General features: G+C 67.6%; 19 protein-coding genes. 10 read left to right on the top strand and 9 right to left on the bottom strand.

Annotation, left to right across the window (positions count from 1 at the left end):
- The first annotated feature begins 73 nt into the window (after nt 1-73).
- From alaS to JNB_RS04070, 6 genes are read left to right on the top strand one after another with little or no spacing between them, the layout of a single operon-like run.
- A complete protein-coding gene (alaS, locus tag JNB_RS04095; protein WP_009775149.1) occupies nt 74-2767 on the top strand; it encodes an alanine--tRNA ligase in 2694 nt (897 codons plus the stop codon).
- Entirely contained in the window at nt 2764-3279 is a 516-nt protein-coding gene (ruvX, locus tag JNB_RS04090; RefSeq protein ID WP_040883586.1) for a Holliday junction resolvase RuvX, read from the top strand. Before alaS ends, ruvX begins: the two co-directional genes overlap by 4 nt.
- Nucleotides 3276-4445 (top strand): endolytic transglycosylase MltG, encoded by a 1170-nt coding sequence (gene mltG, locus JNB_RS04085; RefSeq protein WP_009775147.1) that lies wholly within the window; start codon nt 3276-3278, stop codon nt 4443-4445. Before ruvX ends, mltG begins: the two co-directional genes overlap by 4 nt.
- Nucleotides 4442-5257, top strand: coding sequence for a shikimate dehydrogenase (locus JNB_RS04080; protein ID WP_009775146.1), 816 nt, complete (start codon nt 4442-4444; stop codon nt 5255-5257). The genes mltG and JNB_RS04080 overlap by 4 nt, the downstream gene beginning before the upstream one ends.
- Nucleotides 5257-5955 (top strand): A24 family peptidase, encoded by a 699-nt coding sequence (locus tag JNB_RS04075; RefSeq protein WP_009775145.1) that lies wholly within the window; start codon nt 5257-5259, stop codon nt 5953-5955. Before JNB_RS04080 ends, JNB_RS04075 begins: the two co-directional genes overlap by 1 nt.
- Nucleotides 5952-6395 (top strand): GNAT family N-acetyltransferase, encoded by a 444-nt coding sequence (locus tag JNB_RS04070; RefSeq protein WP_009775144.1) that lies wholly within the window; start codon nt 5952-5954, stop codon nt 6393-6395. The genes JNB_RS04075 and JNB_RS04070 overlap by 4 nt, the downstream gene beginning before the upstream one ends.
- On the opposite strand, the gene JNB_RS04065 is transcribed toward JNB_RS04070, so the two are convergent.
- The 3 genes from JNB_RS04065 to JNB_RS04055 form a co-directional block, all read right to left on the bottom strand.
- Nucleotides 6392-6922 (bottom strand): hypothetical protein, encoded by a 531-nt coding sequence (locus JNB_RS04065; RefSeq protein WP_009775143.1) that lies wholly within the window; start codon nt 6920-6922, stop codon nt 6392-6394. The genes JNB_RS04070 and JNB_RS04065 overlap by 4 nt on opposite strands.
- 51 nt (nt 6923-6973) lie before the next feature.
- On the bottom strand, nt 6974-7339 hold the full coding sequence (locus JNB_RS04060; RefSeq protein ID WP_009775142.1) for a VOC family protein: 366 nt from the start codon (nt 7337-7339) through the stop codon (nt 6974-6976).
- Nucleotides 7340-7470: 131 nt separating this feature from the next.
- Nucleotides 7471-8232, bottom strand: a complete 762-nt coding sequence (locus JNB_RS04055; protein ID WP_009775140.1) for a metalloregulator ArsR/SmtB family transcription factor — start codon at nt 8230-8232, stop codon at nt 7471-7473.
- 121 nt (nt 8233-8353) lie between these two features.
- Between JNB_RS04055 and aroC the strand changes: the two genes are divergently transcribed.
- Genes aroC through aroB form a run of 3 tightly spaced genes read left to right on the top strand, consistent with a single transcriptional unit; the run spans nt 8354 to nt 11150 of the window.
- Nucleotides 8354-9577, top strand: a complete 1224-nt coding sequence (gene aroC / locus JNB_RS04050) for a chorismate synthase (protein WP_009775139.1) — start codon at nt 8354-8356, stop codon at nt 9575-9577.
- Nucleotides 9571-10092: a shikimate kinase gene (locus JNB_RS04045; RefSeq protein ID WP_009775138.1), complete on the top strand. Its 522-nt coding sequence runs from the start codon at nt 9571-9573 to the stop codon at nt 10090-10092. Before aroC ends, JNB_RS04045 begins: the two co-directional genes overlap by 7 nt.
- Complete coding sequence (gene aroB / locus JNB_RS04040; protein ID WP_009775137.1) at nt 10089-11150, top strand: 3-dehydroquinate synthase; 1062 nt, start codon at nt 10089-10091, stop codon at nt 11148-11150. Before JNB_RS04045 ends, aroB begins: the two co-directional genes overlap by 4 nt.
- Before the next feature lie 511 nt (nt 11151-11661).
- Here aroB and JNB_RS04030 read toward each other — a convergent pair.
- The 6 genes from JNB_RS04030 to JNB_RS04010 form a co-directional block, all read right to left on the bottom strand.
- Nucleotides 11662-12261 (bottom strand): hypothetical protein, encoded by a 600-nt coding sequence (locus JNB_RS04030; RefSeq protein WP_009775135.1) that lies wholly within the window; start codon nt 12259-12261, stop codon nt 11662-11664.
- Nucleotides 12262-12370: 109 nt separating this feature from the next.
- Nucleotides 12371-12538, bottom strand: coding sequence for a hypothetical protein (locus JNB_RS21420; RefSeq protein WP_158306118.1), 168 nt, complete (start codon nt 12536-12538; stop codon nt 12371-12373).
- Nucleotides 12539-12661: 123 nt separating this feature from the next.
- On the bottom strand, nt 12662-12970 hold the full coding sequence (locus JNB_RS21240) for a hypothetical protein (RefSeq protein ID WP_148232307.1): 309 nt from the start codon (nt 12968-12970) through the stop codon (nt 12662-12664).
- A 109-nt stretch (nt 12971-13079) separates the two neighbouring features.
- Nucleotides 13080-13331 carry a hypothetical protein gene (locus JNB_RS04020; protein ID WP_009775132.1) on the bottom strand — a complete coding sequence of 84 codons (252 nt, stop codon included), beginning with the start codon at nt 13329-13331 and terminating at the stop codon, nt 13080-13082.
- 166 nt (nt 13332-13497) lie between these two features.
- Nucleotides 13498-14400, bottom strand: a complete 903-nt coding sequence (locus JNB_RS04015; RefSeq protein WP_009775131.1) for an NAD(P)-dependent oxidoreductase — start codon at nt 14398-14400, stop codon at nt 13498-13500.
- Between the two features lie 77 nt (nt 14401-14477).
- Complete coding sequence (locus JNB_RS04010; RefSeq protein WP_009775130.1) at nt 14478-16055, bottom strand: FMN-binding glutamate synthase family protein; 1578 nt, start codon at nt 16053-16055, stop codon at nt 14478-14480.
- Between the two features lie 132 nt (nt 16056-16187).
- Between JNB_RS04010 and JNB_RS04005 the strand changes: the two genes are divergently transcribed.
- Nucleotides 16188-17051 carry an intradiol ring-cleavage dioxygenase gene (locus JNB_RS04005; protein ID WP_009775129.1) on the top strand — a complete coding sequence of 288 codons (864 nt, stop codon included), beginning with the start codon at nt 16188-16190 and terminating at the stop codon, nt 17049-17051.
- Nucleotides 17052-17074 lie beyond the last annotated feature (23 nt).

Raw genomic sequence — 17074 nt, 5'->3', positions numbered from 1 at the left:
GTAGGATTCATCGGTGCCCCCACCCGGGCCGACGCACTCGACCCACTGCCTTTTCAACCTCAGGACTGCCCACATGGAAACCGCTGAGATCCGGCGCCGCTGGCTTGCCTTCTTCGAGAAGAACGGCCACACGGTGGTGCCCTCCGCGCCCCTCATCCACGACGACCCCAACCTGCTGTTCGTCAACGCAGGCATGGTGCCGTTCAAGCCCTACTTCTCGGGCCAGGAGACGCCGCCGTGGGAGCGGGCCACGAGCGTGCAGAAGTGTGTCCGCACCGGCGACATCGAGGAGGTCGGCAAGACCTCACGTCACGGCACGTTCTTCCAGATGAACGGCAACTTCTCCTTCGGGGACTACTTCAAGAAGGACGCCATCCGCTTCGCGTGGCAGCTCCTCACGACCTCGCAGGACGAGGGCGGCTACGGCCTTGACCCCGACCGCCTGTGGGCGACCGTCTACGAGGACGACGACGAGGCCGAGCGCCTGTGGGCCGAGTACACCTCGATCCCGCTCGACCGCATCGTGCGCCGCGGCAAGCTCGACAACTACTGGCACATGGGCGTTCCCGGCCCCGGCGGCCCGTGCAGCGAGATCTTCTACGACCGCGGCGAGGAGTACGGCGTCGAGGGCGGTCCGGCGGTCGACGAGGACCGCTACATGGAGATCTGGAACCTCGTCTTCATGCAGGAGGAGCTCTCGCAGGTCCGCGCCAAGGACGACTTCGACATCGAGGGCCCGCTCCCGGCACAGAACATCGACACGGGCATGGGCCTTGAGCGCATCGCCTCGGTCCTGCAGGGCGTCGACAACCTCTACGAGATCGACGAGGTCTACCCCGTCCTCGCCAAGGCCGCGGAGATGACCGGCAAGTCCTACGGCGCCAACTCGGGACACTCCGCCCAGGGTTCGCACCCCGACGACGTCCGCCTGCGGGTCGTGGCCGACCACATCCGGTCCTCGCTCATGCTCATCGGTGACGGCGTCACGCCCGGCAACGAGGGACGTGGCTACGTCCTGCGCCGGATGCTGCGACGCGCCGTGCGCTCGATGCGCCTCCTCGGCTTCGAGGACCCGGCCCTGCCGCACCTCCTCCCGATCTCGATGGAGCGGATGAAGCAGTCCTACCCCGAGCTGGAGACCGGCTTCGAGCGAATCAGCAAGATCGCGTATGCCGAGGAGGAGGCTTTCCGACGCACGCTCGCCTCCGGCACGACGATCCTGGACACTGCCGTGTCGAGGACCAAGGAGTCCGGTGGCACGACGCTGGCGGGCGACCAGGCCTTCCAGCTGCACGACACCTATGGCTTCCCGATCGACCTCACCCTCGAGATGGCGGAGGAGCACGGTCTGACCGTCGACCGTGAGGGCTTCACCCGCCTCATGCTCGAGCAGCGCAACCGCGCCAAGGCCGACGCCAAGTCCAAGAAGTCCGGCCACGCCAACACCGAGGTGTGGAAGGAGCTGCGCACCTCCGGTGAGACCGACTTCCGCGCGTGGCAGGAGCTGACGAGCGAGGCCAAGGTCGTCGGTCTGGTCGTCGATGGCGTCCGGGTCGAGGAGATCGAGCCGGGCCAGCAGGGTCAGGTCGTCCTCGACCGCACCCCGTTCTATGCCGAGTCCGGTGGGCAGATCGCCGACGAGGGCATCATCACGGCCGACGGTGTCCACCTCAAGGTCATGGACGTGCAGCGCCCGGTCAAGGGCCTCATCGCCCACACCGTCGAGGTCGTCCACGGACCGCTGCGCGCTGGTTCGGCCGTTCTCGCGGAGGTCGATCCCGAGTGGCGCATCTCCGCCTGCCAGGCGCACTCCGGCACCCACGTGATCCACGCCGCGCTGCGTCAGGTGCTCGGCCCGTCGGCCCTGCAGTCCGGGTCCTACAACAAGCCGGGCTACCTCCGACTCGACTTCGCGTGGGGACAGGCGCTCTCGCCCGAGACCCGCAGTGAGATCGAAGAGGTCGCCAACCTCGCCGTGCGCAAGGACCTGCCCGTCTCGGCCCAGTGGATGTCGCTCGCCCAGGCCCGCGAGGCCGGGGCGCTCGCGCTCTTCGGTGAGACCTATGGCGAGGACGTGCGCGTCGTCGAGATCGGTGGCCCCTGGTCGCGCGAGCTCTGCGGTGGCACCCACGTCGGTCACTCCTCCCAGGTCGGTGCCCTCACGGTGACGGGGGAGTCCTCCGTCGGCTCCGGCGTCCGCCGCCTCGAGGCCTTCGTCGGCATGGATGCCTTGCGCTACCTCGCTCGTGAGAGGGCGATCGTCGCCGAGCTGTCCGGAATCGTCGGCGCCCAGCCCGGTGAACTCACCGAGCGTGTCGGTGCCATGGTGGCGCGGCTCAAGGACGCCGAGCGTGAGCTCGAGCGCACCCGCAAGCAGGCCGTGCTCGCCGCAGCCGGATCCCTCAGCGACAACGCCAAGGACGTCGGCGGGGTGCGCTTCGTCGGACACGACGCCGGCGGCGAGGCTGGTGCGGACGACGTTCGCGCCATGGTCCTCGATGCCCGACAGAAGCTCGGCGACGCCGCACCGTCGGTCGTCGCCGTGACCGGTGGCGCCAAGGGCCGACCGGTCGTCGTCATCGCGACCAACCAGGCCGCTCGTGACAAGGGCATCAAGGCCGGTGAGCTCGTGCGCATCGCCGCCCAGACCCTCGGTGGCGGTGGCGGCGGCAAGGACGACATCGCCCAGGGCGGTGGCCAGGACATCGCGAAGTCCGGCGAGGCCATCAACGCCGTCGAGTGGCGCGTCGGGGAGCTGGTCGGTTGAGCGTCCGCCCCGGGGTTCGTCTGGGGGTGGACGTCGGCACAGTGCGTGTCGGCGTGGCCGTCAGCGACCCCTCGGGCATGTTGGCGACGCCGCACGCCACGCTCACCCGCATCTGGCCGGACGCCGAGACCCCCGGCGACGACATCGCCGAAATCGTCGCACTGAGCGCGGAACGAGCGGCCCTCGAGGTCATCGTCGGACTACCTCGCTCACTTTCAGGTGACGAAGGTCCAAGCGCAGAAGCCGCCCGCAAGTATGCTGCGGAGTTGGCTCGCCGGGTTGCACCCGTGGGCGTCCGTCTGGTCGACGAACGCCTCACGAGTGTGAGTGCCCACAGAGCCTTGCGCGACAGTGGTGTCGCCGGACGTCGGCAGCGTGCAGTCGTCGACCAGGCGGCGGCGGTCCTCATCCTTCAAGCCGCGCTGGATGAGGAACGCAGTTCGGGCCGCCCACCGGGTGAGCCAGTGAGGCACAAACGGCGCAGGCCGAAGACGAAGGACGGACCACGGTGACCCAGAACCACCTTGACACGACGATCTTCGGGGAGCCTGCGCCCGATGAGCCGCGCCGTCGTCGCCACCAGCGCCGCAAGCGCAGCCGTGGTCGTCGCACGATTGCCCTGATCGTCGCCGTGGTTCTCGTGGGTGTCGCCTCGGTGACCGCCTTCACCCTGCTCAAGCCGCTCGTGTCGTCGATCGTCGGAGGAGGCTCCTCGGAAGCCGAGGACTTCCCGGGTCCGGGCACCGGAGACGTCGACGTGAGCATCAAGGCTGGTGACAGCGGCGAGACGATCGCCTCCACGCTCAAGGCGGCGGGCGTGGTCAAGACCCGCACGGCCTACCTTGACGCCTCGGCAGCGGACCCGGAGCAGAGCGCCAAGATCCAGGCGGGGACCTACACCCTCAAGAAGGGGATGAAGGCGATCGATGCCTTCACGCTGCTCACCAACCCGGCCGGCCGCAAGGGCGGCGGGGTCACGATCCGCGAGGGTCTGTGGGCCACGGAGGTCTACGCGCTGCTCAGCAAGGCCACGGGGGTGCCGGTGGCGGAGTACACCCAGGCCGCCAAGAACCCCGAGGCGATCGGTCTGCCGGCCTCGGCCAAGGGCAACGTCGAGGGCTACCTCTTCCCGTCGACCTACGAGTTCGGCAAGAGCACTCCCGCAGTCGATCAGCTCAAGGCGATGGTGGCGCTGACCATCAAGACCCTCGACGCGGCAGGTGTGGTCGACGCCGACCGCGAGAAGGTCCTGACCCTGGCCTCCCTGGTGGAGGCCGAGGCCAAACTCGACGAGGACCGTCCCAAGATCGCCCGGGTCTTCCTCAACCGCATCGAGACCGAGGGCCTGCCCAGCTATGGGCTCCTCCAGTCCGATGCGGCCGTGTCGTACGGCGCGAAGCGTCGCTCTCTCTTCCCGAGCCAGGCAGAGCTCAAGGACGCGTCGAACCCCTACAACACGCGCATCCACCCCGGCCTGCCGCCGGGCCCGATCAGCAACCCGGGTCGGGCCTCGATCGACGCGGCGGCCAAGCCGGCTGACGGACCGTGGTTCTTCTTCGTCGCGGTCAACCCCATCACGGGCGAGACGAAGTACGGAACCACCTTGGCGGAGCACAACGCCAACGTCCGTGAGCTCAATGCCTACTGCAAGGCCAATCCGAAGGACTGCGGGCAGTGAGAGCGGGCGTCCTCGGGTCGCCCGTCTCGCACTCGCTCTCGCCCGCTCTCCACACCGCGGCGTATGCCGCACTGGGCCTGAGCGACTGGACCTACGACCGGCGTGAGGTTGCGGCAGCCGAGCTGGCACAGGTTGTGGCCGGGCTCGACGTGTCCTGGCGCGGCCTCAGCCTGACCATGCCACTCAAGGAAGCGGCCTTCGACGTCGCGACCACGGTGACGAGGATCGCTCGCGACGCCGGCGCCATCAACACGCTCGTGCGACGCGACGACGGCCAGTGGGACGGTCACAACACCGACGTCGTGGGCCTGGTGCGCGCGGTCGAGAACGTCGAGCACGACGGTCGCGCCACCCTCCTTGGATCGGGCGCGACGAGTCGCTCGGCCGCCTTGGCCCTGGCCGAGCTCGGGGTGCGCGACGTCGCCGTCGCGGCCCGCAACGCCGAGGCTGCGGCTGAGGTCGTCGCTCTCCTGTCCCGTCACGGTGTCGAAGCCGCCCACGTCCCGCTGGAGAGGTGGGCCGATGAGCGGCGTCGCCTCGTCATCTCGACGCTGGCACCCGCAGCCAGCGCCGCCACGGGCAACGCAGTGGACGAGTCCGGCTCGACGTTCGCGGGGGTGACGCTCCTCGACGTCGTCTATGCCGACTGGCCGACACCGCTCGCGCGATCGGCCCGTGCCGCCGGTGCGGACGTCATCTCCGGCCTCGACATGCTCGTCTACCAGGCCGCAGCCCAGATCGAGCTGTTCACCGGACGACCCGGCCCGGTCGACGTCATGTTCGCCGCGGCGCACGCCGCGATGGCCCCCTGATGGACGCCCACCCACTCGGCGTCGTCGCAACGATCGTCCTCGTCGTGGCGGCTCTCGTGGTCGGGCAGCTCACCGCTCGCGAGCTCGCCACCGGTGGCTACCGGATCCCCGAGGACGAGGCGAGCCACGCCACGCCACCCTCCTGGTGGGTCGCGCCCCTGCTCGGGGTCCTCGTTCTCCTCCTGACCCAGACGGTCGGTGACACGGCGGCGTATGCCGCGCTGCCGGCATACCTGCTCTTCGCCTGGTTGAGCGTGTGTCTCGTCTGGATCGACATCGACGTCCACCGGCTCCCAGTCGGACTGACCCGCCCGGCGTTGCCCGCCTTCGCCCTCCTGCTCATCCCACCGACGATCGCGACGGGGGAGTGGGACCGCCTTGTCAGTGCGGGGATCTGCTGCGCCGTGCTCACCGCGATCTATGTCGCGTTCGCGTTCCTGCCCGGTGGAGGTTTTGGCGGCGGGGACGTGCAGCTCGCGCCGACCATCGGTCTGCTCCTGGGGTGGTTCTCCGTGGGGCACGTCGTCGTGGGAACTCTCGCCGCGTTCGTTCTCGGTGGCTTCGGCGCAGGGGTGCTGCTGGTCACGGGGCGCGCCGGTCGGAAGTCGGCCATGGCCTTCGGGCCGTTCATGTGCGGCGGCGTCTTCGTGGCTCTGGCGGGGACCGAGCAAGTACTCGCGGGGCTCGTCGGCCAGTGAGCGACTTCGCGCTCCGGCAGGCCGCAGCCAGCGACGCCTCCTGGGTTGCCGAGCTGCGGGCCGAGGTGATGCGGCCCGATCTCGAACGACTCGGACGCTACGACCCGGTCCGGGTGCGCCAGCGCTTCCTCACCGGGTTCCGGCCACAGGTGGCGCACGTCATCGCGGTGGCCAATGCCGAGGTGGGCCTCATCGCCGTTCGCCCGGAGGCGGACGAGACGTGGATCGAGCACTTCTACCTGCGGCCGGACCACCAGGGCCGTGGGCTCGGTGAGCAAGTGCTTCGGTGGGCGCTGGAGCAGGAGAGCGAAGGACGTCCCTTCCGACTCAACGTCCTGCAGGGGAGCCCGGCGCGGCGCCTCTACGAGCGGCACGGCTTCGTACTCGAACGCGAGGACCCCATCGACGTGTGGATGGTGCGGCGCGCCGCGCGAGGCTAGAGCTGCTGGATGGGTCCGGCAGCGGGCAGGCCGAAGGACTCACGCAGGAAGGACGCCTGTCCCCGGGCTTCGAGAGCGTCAGCGCTCTTGGTCACCGAGCGCGACGACGGCCAGACGTGGACCGCCAGGAGCACCAGTGACACGACAGCACCCCCGACGTAGGTCCACACGCCTCCGTCGATCACGAAGGCAGCAACGAGCGAAAGAATGGCGATGGCCTCGATGAGGACCATCCGAACCATCATCGACGTCTGCCAGCGGGTGCGGGCCGAGACAGCGGCATCACTGTCACTCATAGCCGGATCGAGGGGTTCGACCCGATAGCCGATCGTCTCCACGAGGAAGTGCACGACGACGCCGGCTGCGAGCTGGGCGAGCGGAACCCATGTCGGTGGGGTCGCGTCCGTGCCCAGGACGAAGAAGAGCGCGATGCCGAAGAAGACCAGTGCGCCCATGATGGCGCCGGTCAGCATTCGAGAGGAGGTCGCGAACGTCGTGGCCGCGTCAGTGGGAGGTATCGTCGTCATGCGCCGAGACTAGGCGAAACCGTGTCGCCGACGGTGCAAGGGCGAGCATGGTCAACCCTCGTGCTGGCTCGCGTAGTAGACGTTGCCGTCGGGATCGGTGAAGTCGAACATCGGGGGCGCGTAGTCCGACACGATGAGCTCGTCCACGTGCACGCCGGCCGCACTCAGCCGGGCGTGCGAAGCGGCAGCGTCGTCGACCACGAAGCGGATGCCGGTGTCGATGCCCACGGGCGGACCGTTGCTCGCCAGCAGCGCGACCGACGTGGCGGCACCGTGTGGAGCGACCTCGACCCAGCGCATCGTCGCGCTCATCGGGACGTCCATCCGCACCTCGAAGCCGAGGCACTCGGTGAAGAAGGTGATCGCCGCGTCCGTGTCCGCGACGCCGACAGCAACGGCCCTGACGTCGGTGAACATCACGCCTTCACCGACGCGGACGGAGCGCCGTCGAGGTAGGTCCAACCTCCGTCGGCGCCGCTCGTGACGAGGGTGCCGGTGAACGTCTTGTCGAGCGTGGTCATGTCGTGCTCCTCAGATGTGTCTGCGGCTCAGCCGTACATCTGCGAGCCGGGGGTGGTGAGTTCGGTGCCGGTCTCGAGCCAGGTCTTGAGGCCCGAGAGCACCATGGGCCAGCCGCCGTAGATCGCCTCGGTGACGCCTTCGGGGAGCTGGTCGTGGACGACCGTGAGGCGACACGAGTCGCCCACGGGTTCGATCTCCCACGTGACCCGGGATGTGCCGACCGAGTCGGCGGCATCGTCCCAGTGCGCGTGGAAGCTCTGGACGAGGAGCCGGGGTGGCTCCACGGTGAGGTTCTCGCCGTCGACGAGAGGGCCGTCGACGCCGTCATGGGTGACCTCGTAGGCCGAGCCCTGGGTCCAGTCCGACGCGATCGTGCTGCCGAAGTGGAAGCGCCGGCGCGTGTCGGGGTCGGTGATGGCCTCCCACAGGCGCTCAGGGGTGGTGCGGATGTAGATCTCGAACACCTTGCTCGTGCTCATGTCCTGTCCTTCCAGTTCGTCGCGCAGCCCGAGAAGGCCGTCAGCCCAGGGCTCGGTGTACTTGCTGACCCAGCGGTTGTGGATCTGGCGGATCCCGACCGGGTTGAGGAAGTGGAGCTTCTCCCGACCCTGTCGTCGGCTGACGACGAGTCCGGCCTCCTCGAGCACCGCCAGGTGCTTGGCCACGCCGATCCGGGTCATGTCGAACTCGGCGGTGAGGGCGACCAGCGTCTGGCCGTCCCGGGTGAACAGCGCATCGAGCAGGGCCCGTCGAGTCGGGTCCGCGAGTGCTCGGAAGATGACGTCCACGTCGTCACCATAGGAAACCAATTGGTTTCCTGTCAAGAGTGCGTATGCCGCCTGCTCCCGACCGCGCCCACGTGCTGACCGCGACCGGCGGTTCCGCAAGAGCGCGTGGGAAGATCGGGCCATGCTCCGTTGGTTGACCGCAGGCGAGTCTCACGGCCCCGCCCTCCTTGCCACGATCGAAGGCCTCCCCGCTGGAGTCGAGGTGACTCGCAAGGACCTGGCCGACGCGCTCGCGCGCCGCCGTCTCGGCTACGGCCGCGGCGCCCGGATGAAGTTCGAGCAGGACGAGGTCGAGTTCCTCGGCGGCGTGCGTCACGGCCTGACGATGGGTTCGCCGGTCGCGATCCGCATCGGCAACACCGAGTGGCCCAAGTGGGAGACGGTCATGTCGGCCGACCCCGTGTCGGATGAGGCCTACGCCGCGTCCAACGACGTCAACGCCGACAAGGAGGTCGCGCGCAACAAGCCGCTGACCCGTCCGCGTCCCGGTCACGCCGACCTGGTGGGCATGCAGAAGTACGGCTTCGACGACGCCCGCCCGGTGCTCGAGCGCGCCTCGGCCCGCGAGACCGCCGCTCGTGTCGCCCTCGGTGAGGTCGCGGCGCGCTTCCTCGAGCAGGCCTACGGCATCCGTCTCGTCTCACACACCGTCTCGATGGGCCCGGCCGGCGTGTCCGAGGATGCCCCATTGCCGACCCCCGACCAGGTCGCCGAGATCGACGCCAACCCTGTGCGCACCCTTGACGCCGAGGGCTCGGCCGCCATGGTCGCCGAGGTCGAAGCAGCCAAGAAGGACGGCGACACCCTCGGCGGCGTCGTCGAGGTCCTCGCCTACGGACTGCCACCCGGCCTGGGCTCTCACGTCCACTGGGACCGACGACTCGACGCCCGCCTCGCCGGTGCCCTCATGGGCATCCAGGCGATCAAGGGTGTCGAGGTCGGCGACGGCTTCCGCACCGCTGCACGCCGAGGTTCGGCCGCCCACGACGAGATGGAACGCGACGCCTCCGGCACGATCCAGCGACGCACCGGCCGAGCCGGCGGGACCGAGGGTGGCATGTCCACCGGCGACGTCCTGCGGGTGCGCGCCGCGATGAAGCCGATCTCCACCGTGCCCCGCGCCCTCGACACGATCGACACGACGGGTGAGGCGGAGGCCAAGGCCATCCACCAGCGCTCCGACGTCTCCGCGGTCCCCGCCGCCGGCGTCGTCGCCGAGGCCATGGTGGCGCTCGTCCTCGCCGAGGCCTGCCTCGAGAAGTTCGGCGGAGACTCGGTGGACGAGACGCGACGCAACCACGCGGCATACCTCGCGTCCATCCCCGAGACGATGCGCTCGTGGTGACCTCCGCCCGTCCCGTCGCTGTCCTCATCGGCCCTCCCGGGTCCGGCAAGACGACGATTGGTGAGGCGCTCGCGGCCGAGCTCGACGTGCCGTTCCACGACACCGACGCCGCCATCGAGGCCGACCAGGGGTGCTCGATCTCCGACATCTTCGTCCTCGAGGGTGAGCCCGCCTTCCGGGCGCTCGAACGGGCAGAGGTTGCCCGCGCAGTGTCTGTCGAGCCCGGTGTCGTGGCCCTCGGAGGCGGAGCACCCATGGACGCGGAGACCCAGAGGGTCCTCGCGGACCATGTCGTCGTGTTCCTTGATGTCACGATCGCCGATGCCGCCAAGCGCGTCGGCTTCGACGGCAGTCGGCCCCTGCTCGTCATCAATCCGCGCGCCTCGTGGACCAAGCTCATGAACGAGCGCCGACCGACCTACGAGCGGGTCGCGACGCACCGCATCGACACGGCCGGGCGCCCGGTCGCCGGCATCGTCAGCGAGATCGCCGAGCACCTGCAGGCGGCGCAATGAGCATCGTCTCGGTCGGTGACTACGACGTCGTCATCGAGTCCGGCTGCTCCACGCGGGTCGCCGACGTCATCGGTGAGGGCGTGCAGCGCGCCCTGGTCGTGCACCCCGACTCCATGCGCCCCCTGGGAGAGAAGGTCACGGCCTCCCTGCGGGACAACGGCATTGAGGCGTATGCCGTGGGCGTGCCTGACGCCGAAGACGCCAAGACCGCTCTCGTCGCCGCCGACCTTTGGGCCCTGCTCGGACACCACGGCTTCACCCGCACCGACGTCGTCGTCGGGGTCGGCGGGGGGACCGTGACCGACCTCGCCGGGTTTGTCGCCGCGACCTGGCTGCGCGGGGTGCCCGTGGTCCAGGTGCCGACCACACTGCTCGCCATGGTCGATGCGGCTGTCGGTGGCAAGACCGGCATCAACACGGCCGAGGGCAAGAATCTCGTTGGCTCCTTCCACCTGCCGCGCGCCGTCCTCTGCGACGTCGACGTCCTGCGAACCCTGCCGCGTGAGGACTATGTCGCCGGGCTGGCCGAGATCATCAAGGCTGGCTTCATCGTCGACCCCGTCATCCTCGACCTCGTCGCCGCCGACCCCGAGGCCGCGACGCGACCGGACGGTCCGCACACGCTCGAGCTCATCGAGCGGGCCATCCAGGTCAAGGCCGACGTCGTCACCCAGGACCTCAAGGAATCCTCGCTGCGCGAGATCCTCAACTACGGGCACACGTTCGGTCACGCCATCGAGCATGTCGAGCACTACCGCCGACGCCACGGTGAGGCCGTGTCCATCGGGATGATCTTTGCTGCCGAACTCGCCTGTGCCGCAGGCGTTCTCGCGCGCGACGTCGTCGACCGGCACAGGTCCGTGCTGGAGTCGGTGGGGCTGCCGACGTCCTACGAAGCCGGTCGATGGGCCGAGCTCGAGACGGCGATGCGGCGCGACAAGAAGACCCGCGGTTCGCTCCTGCGGTTCGTCGTCCTCGAGGACATCGCCCGCCCTGTCAGGCTGGAAGGCCCGACGACGGAACAACTGCACACGGCATACGCCGCAGTCTCGGAGTGAACCGCCGACTGATCGGCGTTTGAACTCTGGAACATCGAGGATCTGGATCGACCAGGGGTGATCCTTGGCTGGTCCCGGCCCTGGGGGTCTCGGCTCGCTGTCAGTCAGACCCCCGTAACGGGCGTGTCACTTCGCCCAGATGGCGCCGCTCCGGCGGCGCCTCGTTTCACGGACATGCCGTCAATGAAACAAGTAGCCGATGAGCGGAAGTCAGCCGGCTCCGTATCGCCGCAGCGTCTCGTCGATCTGTAGGTCGCTCGCGCCCCAATCCCACGAGCGGAGTTCTACGAGCCGAATCAGGCCAAGCAGAGCCACAGGATCCTCGGCCGCATACTCCTCGTGCCCACGCCGGGCGCAGACACGATCGCGATTCACCTCGACCGCGAATCCCAGCGACTCGACTGCCAAGATGGCTGGAACCACGGTGTTCCCGGCTTGCTCGATTCGCTAATGCATGAGGGCACGATGCCACCGCTCACCGACAACGACTACCTCACATGCCGCTATCAGCTCAGGTGAGGTTGGACCCAGCCTCGTAGAGCTGCTTCCAGTCGGTCAAAGGCTCGCGGCTTTCGTGCCACGGGCGAAGGAATTCGTATGTGGAGTAGTCACCGAGGCGCTCTCCACGCATCTCGGCATTCGCCAGACAATCGACATGGTTCTGTCCAAGCGCGTTCCAACTGGAGAAGTGGGTGTCCGCCCCTGTCTCGATAAGCCAGACGGCTGGCCCAGTGTTACCGAACCAGCACACCGTCGAAAGGGCCTCAGAAAGCAGATGGTCTTCACCATCGGCTACGAACGTGCGCAGGAGCTGCAGAACGGCAATCTGTCGTTCGGCCCACTCAAGTCGCCGCTCATTCCAACCCACCGTCATGGTCAGCAACTTCTTCAGTTGCTTCTGAGGGCGCGAGCCGTAGTCAATAAGCCACTGGAGCAACTCGGCATCCGGGCGCGAGCAGACCGGAACTAGGAGAGCGTCCCGCTGCGCCGCTGTCAGCTTGTCCCTTGAGTCCACCTCTTGCACGCGGGTGCACACCTGGTGGAAATCCGCGTCTCCGGGACGCTTGTAGATGTAGGCCTGAAGGTTCCGAATAGCCTGACTGGTTGCCACACTGACAGTCTGTCGCGACTTCGAAAGATCCGTCCGGGTCTTCCGTGAGTCGAGTGCTAGCGGGTCGCGGCACGGACATGCTTGGGTCATGAGAAGCGCACCACCCCCATCACGGGCCGATGTCGAACGAAAGTTCAGAGACCTCATCGCTGGTCGGGTGGGCCGTGATGCCGTCGATCGATGGGCGGCGCAATGGGTGGCCAGCGATGAATCGGCCGGCGGCGATCGCGTTGTCTGGTGGGCTCTCGGCGTTCTCTATGGGATCGATCTGAGTCATGGTCCCGGAGAGCCCTACTTGCACGACGATCAACAGGTGATCGATTGGCTTGCGGAGTTCCGACGGCGGTCTGCGGCCGAGTAGCAACGTCCGGATTTGCCGCGACACGAGAATGCAGGACCATCAATCGAGTCGTCGGATACGGATCCATGTGTCGCCGCCGAACAGGTTCATGAGGCCAGCGAATGCGCTCTTGGGCGCCACTTCGATGAGCGCGTGTTCATCTTCCGCTAGCTGCCCTCGCCACGTCGGCGAGCCAGTCCAATCGATGGCCGCTCGGACTGCCACTTCTCGGTCGGAAGGGATGTCAACGGTCAGGTCGCGGTTGCGCTGAAGGCGGCCCACCTCGTGGCCATCTACCTCGATTACATACTCGCGGGCCCGGTCTCGGTAGCCACCTGCGGGTCTAGCAATTGTGAGGCGAGCAGTCATGGAGGGAGCGTACTTACGACTGTTGTCGACCGCGAGAACTAGCGCAGGACGAGCTCATCCCCTCATACCGTGTTCCGGGCGGTCGTGCCGATGAGCGCGCCCGCTGTCGTCAGAGCGGGTCTGTGAAGGTGATCGGCTCGCCGGCCGCTTGGGCGTAGGCGATTTCCCTTCGCGTCGACTCTCCGACGTACCCACCCGGGTTGACGATCAAAACCCGGTCGGACAAGTCGATCTTGCGCAGGTGAAGAGCGTCCAGCACGGCCTTCTGCTCGGGGGTGGGGGACTCATCCGCCTCGCTGGGGGCGACGACGATAACTCCGGTGAAGGTCAGTTCACGGTTCGCCGCGCGTATCTCGGTCATGAACTTCGAAGACCCACAGATGCACACGATCTCAGGACGTTTGGTCACGAGTCGAACCTAGCGACGCACCCTTCTGCCGCGATCCCCGAGTCTGGCCAACCTCCCAGAAGGTGCGTCTTTCCGCCGCAGAGGGGTCAGGCTGCACGCTTTGGTGGATGCCCGTAGGTCAGGTGTTGACCCGGGGATCGGGCAGGACATCGCGCCAGGAGTGCTGCGGCTCGTAGCCAAGAAGTCGGCGCGCCTTGTCGATGGAGTAGAACGTCTCGTCTTGACCCATCTCCCGCGTCACCTCGATTCCGTCGTAGAAGCGGTCCTGAACCTCTTGGGTCGTCGCCGCGACGGACATGTCGGCGTTGGCCACGTTGAACACCTCGTAGCCGAGCCCGTCGACCTCGAGACAGCGCTGCACCATCTGGCCAAGATCGCGGGTGTCGATGTAGGCGAAGATGTTGCGGCGCCGCAGTGACGGGTCGTTGAGGAAGTCCGGGAACATGTCGGCGTACTCGTGGGGCTCGATGACGTTGTTGATCCGCAGGCCGTAGATGTCCGCTCCAGTACGGGCCTGGAACGAGCGCGCTGTCACCTCGTTGGCCACCTTGGACATGGCATAGGAGTCCTCGGGCACGGTGGGGTGCTCCTCGTCCACGGGCACGTACTGCGGACGCCGCTCGCCCTGGGCGAAACAGACACCGTAGGTCGTCTCCGACGAGGCGAACACGATCTTGCGGATACCCAGCCGGGTCGCGGCCTCGAGCACGTTGTAGGTGCTGAGCACGTTGGTCGCATAGGTCTTCGCGTCAGGGGCGAGCAGGATCGCGGGCACCGCGGCGAAGTGCACGACGGCGTCGTAGGCGGGCTTGCTCGCCAGCTCCAGCTCGTCGAACGTCGCGAGCCCGGCCAGGGCCGAGTAGGTCTCGCCGATGTCCGTGAGGTCGACCCTCAGGTCGCTGACCGACGAGTGTCCGAGAGGAACGAGGTCGGCGTTGGTGACCTGATGGCCGAGCTGGGCGAGGTGCGTTGCCACGTGCTTGCCGGCCTTGCCGCTACCACCGGTGAAGAAGATGCGCATGGGCCGATCAAACCACCGTCAGCGTGCATCGCCGAACTGGGCAGCGACGGTCATCAGTCAGGTCGCGTCAGGCCACGTCAGGTCGTGGCGGTCGAGGAGGCGGGTGCCTTGGTGTCGCGGTCGCGATCGGGCCACATGATCGAGGTGATCTCGCGAGCGAGGTCCGGGCCGAGGGCGCCCCAGCCGGGCTCGTAGCCGTAGACCTCGCGCAGCGGCACACCGGATCGGTTGCCATCGAGGATCTCGATCGCGTCGGCATCGATGAGGCCGGGGTGGGGGACACCGCAGGCCTCCGAGACCTTGAGCAGGTCACGCCGCAACGTCTGCAGGTAGTTGGACAGCCGCACGGACTTCAGCGTGGGATCGAGTCCGTGCGCGAGCCACGGATCCTGCGTCGCCACACCCGTGGGGCACTTGTCGGTGTGGCACTTCTGGGCCTGGATGCAGCCCAGCGACAACATCGACTCCCGCGCGACGTTGACCATGTCGACTCCGAGCGCAAAGGCCACCAGCGCGTTGTCGGGCAGGCCGAGCTTGCCGCTGCCGATGAAGACGACGTCGTCCGTGAGCCCCGCACGCGCAAAGGTCGAGTAGACCCGCGCGAACCCGACCCGGAAGGGGAGAGCGACGGAGTCGCTGAAGATCAGGGGAGCGGCGCCGGTGCCACCCTCGCCCCCGTCGACGGTGATGAAGTCCACGCCGCGGGTACGGCTCGACATCTTCTCCGCCAGCTCGGTCCAGAAGTCCATCTCGCCCACGGCGGACTTCACACCGACGGGGAGCCCGGTCGCGTCGGCGATCATCTCGACCCAGTCGAGCATGCTGTCGACGCTGTTGAACTCGGCATGCCGTGACGGGCTGACGCAGTCCACGCCCAAGGGTATGCCGCGGATCCTGCTGATCTCCTCGGTGATCTTCGCGGCCGGCAGGACGCCGCCGAGGCCGGGTTTGGCGCCCTGGCTCAGTTTGATCTCGATCGCTTTGACCGGCGCGCTCTGGACGAGGTCCGTGAGCTTGGCGAGGTCGAACCGGCCCTGGTCGTCGCGACAGCCGAAGTAGGCCGTGCCGATCTGGAGGATGAGGTCGCCACCCTTGCGGTGGTGCTCGGACAGTCCGCCCTCACCGGTGTTGTGCATCGCGCCCGCGAGGGCCACGCCACGGTTGAGGGCCTCGATCGCATTGCCGGACAAGGATCCGAAGCTCATGGCCGAGACGTTGACGACGGAGGTGGGGCGGAACGCGTGCTTCCTGCCACGAGGTCCGCCCAGGACCTTGGCGGCAGGCAGCGAGACGGCGTCGTCATGCCCGTGGGCGACGGCGGTCGACGGAGCCGACGCGGAGAAGGTGCGGTGCTTGATGATCGGGTAGTTCTCGAGGTGCTCGATGTCGTTGTCGGTGCCGAAGCCGACGTAGTTGTTCTCGAGCTTGCTGCTGGCATAGACCCACGAGCGCTGGTCACGCGAGAACGGGCGCTCGGCGTCGTTGCTCGTGATGATGTACTGCCGCAGCTCCGGCCCAACCTTCTCGAGGAGGTAGCGGAGGTTCGCGATGACAGGGAAGTTGCGTTTGAGCGAGTGCTTCTTCTGGGTGAGGTCCCGGACGGCGACCCCTGCAAGACCGACGACAGTTGCACCGATGAGCGCCTTCGCTTTCATGTCTCGCAGTCTGCCGTGCATCAGGCGGTTGCGCGGTGAGGTCGCGCCAGCAGATTGCGGTGGCGAGTCGTTCACAGGATCCGCACAGCGCGCTCATGGTTGGCGACTGGGGGCGGACGCCACAGTGAACCCATGAGCGAACGCCGAAACCCCACCCAGCCCCATCCGAACCACGACCGCGGCCTCGAGTTCGACGTCGCCACCCTGCTCGACCGACGCCGGGCCCTCGGCCTCTTCGGTGGGGCCGGTCTGCTCGCCCTGGCGGGGTGCGCCGATGCCAGCACGAGTTCGTCCGGATCGACCGCCTCATCGAGCAGCACGTCGTCCGCGTCGGCCACGGCTTCGACGAGTGCCACTGCATCAACGGTGACCAGCGAGGTGCCCGACGAGACCGGTGGCCCGTACCCGGGTGATGGCAGCAACGGGGCCAACGTCCTCGACGACGCCGGCATCATCCGCTCCGACATCACGAGCTCGTTCGGCACGTCGACGACGAAAGCCGAGGGTGTTCCGCTGACGATCAACCTCACCGTCACCGACAGTGCGAACGGGTATGCCGCAATGGAGGGCGTGGCGGTGTACCTCTGGCACTGCGACCGGGACGGCAACTACTCGATGTACTCGCAGGGCGTCGAGAACGAGAACTACCTGCGCGGTGTGCAGCCCACGAATGCGAACGGGACCGCGACGTTCACGAGCATCTTCCCTGCGGCATACAGCGGTCGTTGGCCGCACGTGCACTTCGAGGTCTACAAGAGCACGGCGGAGGCCACGAGCAGCGGGCAGATCGTCAAGACGTCGCAGCTCGCGCTGCCCGAGGCCGTGTGCAACACCGTTTATGCGACCGCCGGCTACGAGCAGAGCGTCAACAACATGTCGCAGACGAGCCTCACCTCGGACAACGTCTTCGGTGACGACGGCGGCATCCACCAGCTCGCCACCGTGACCGGTGACGCCACGAGCGGCTACGTCGCGAACCTCACGATCGGGGTCTGACCCTGCTCGGGCCTACACTCCAA

Source organism: Janibacter sp. HTCC2649 (genome assembly GCF_000152705.1).
GTDB lineage: Bacteria > Actinomycetota > Actinomycetes > Actinomycetales > Dermatophilaceae > Knoellia.
Note: the sequence above shows the minus strand (reverse complement) of the source record. Positions and strands in the feature narration are given on the sequence as shown.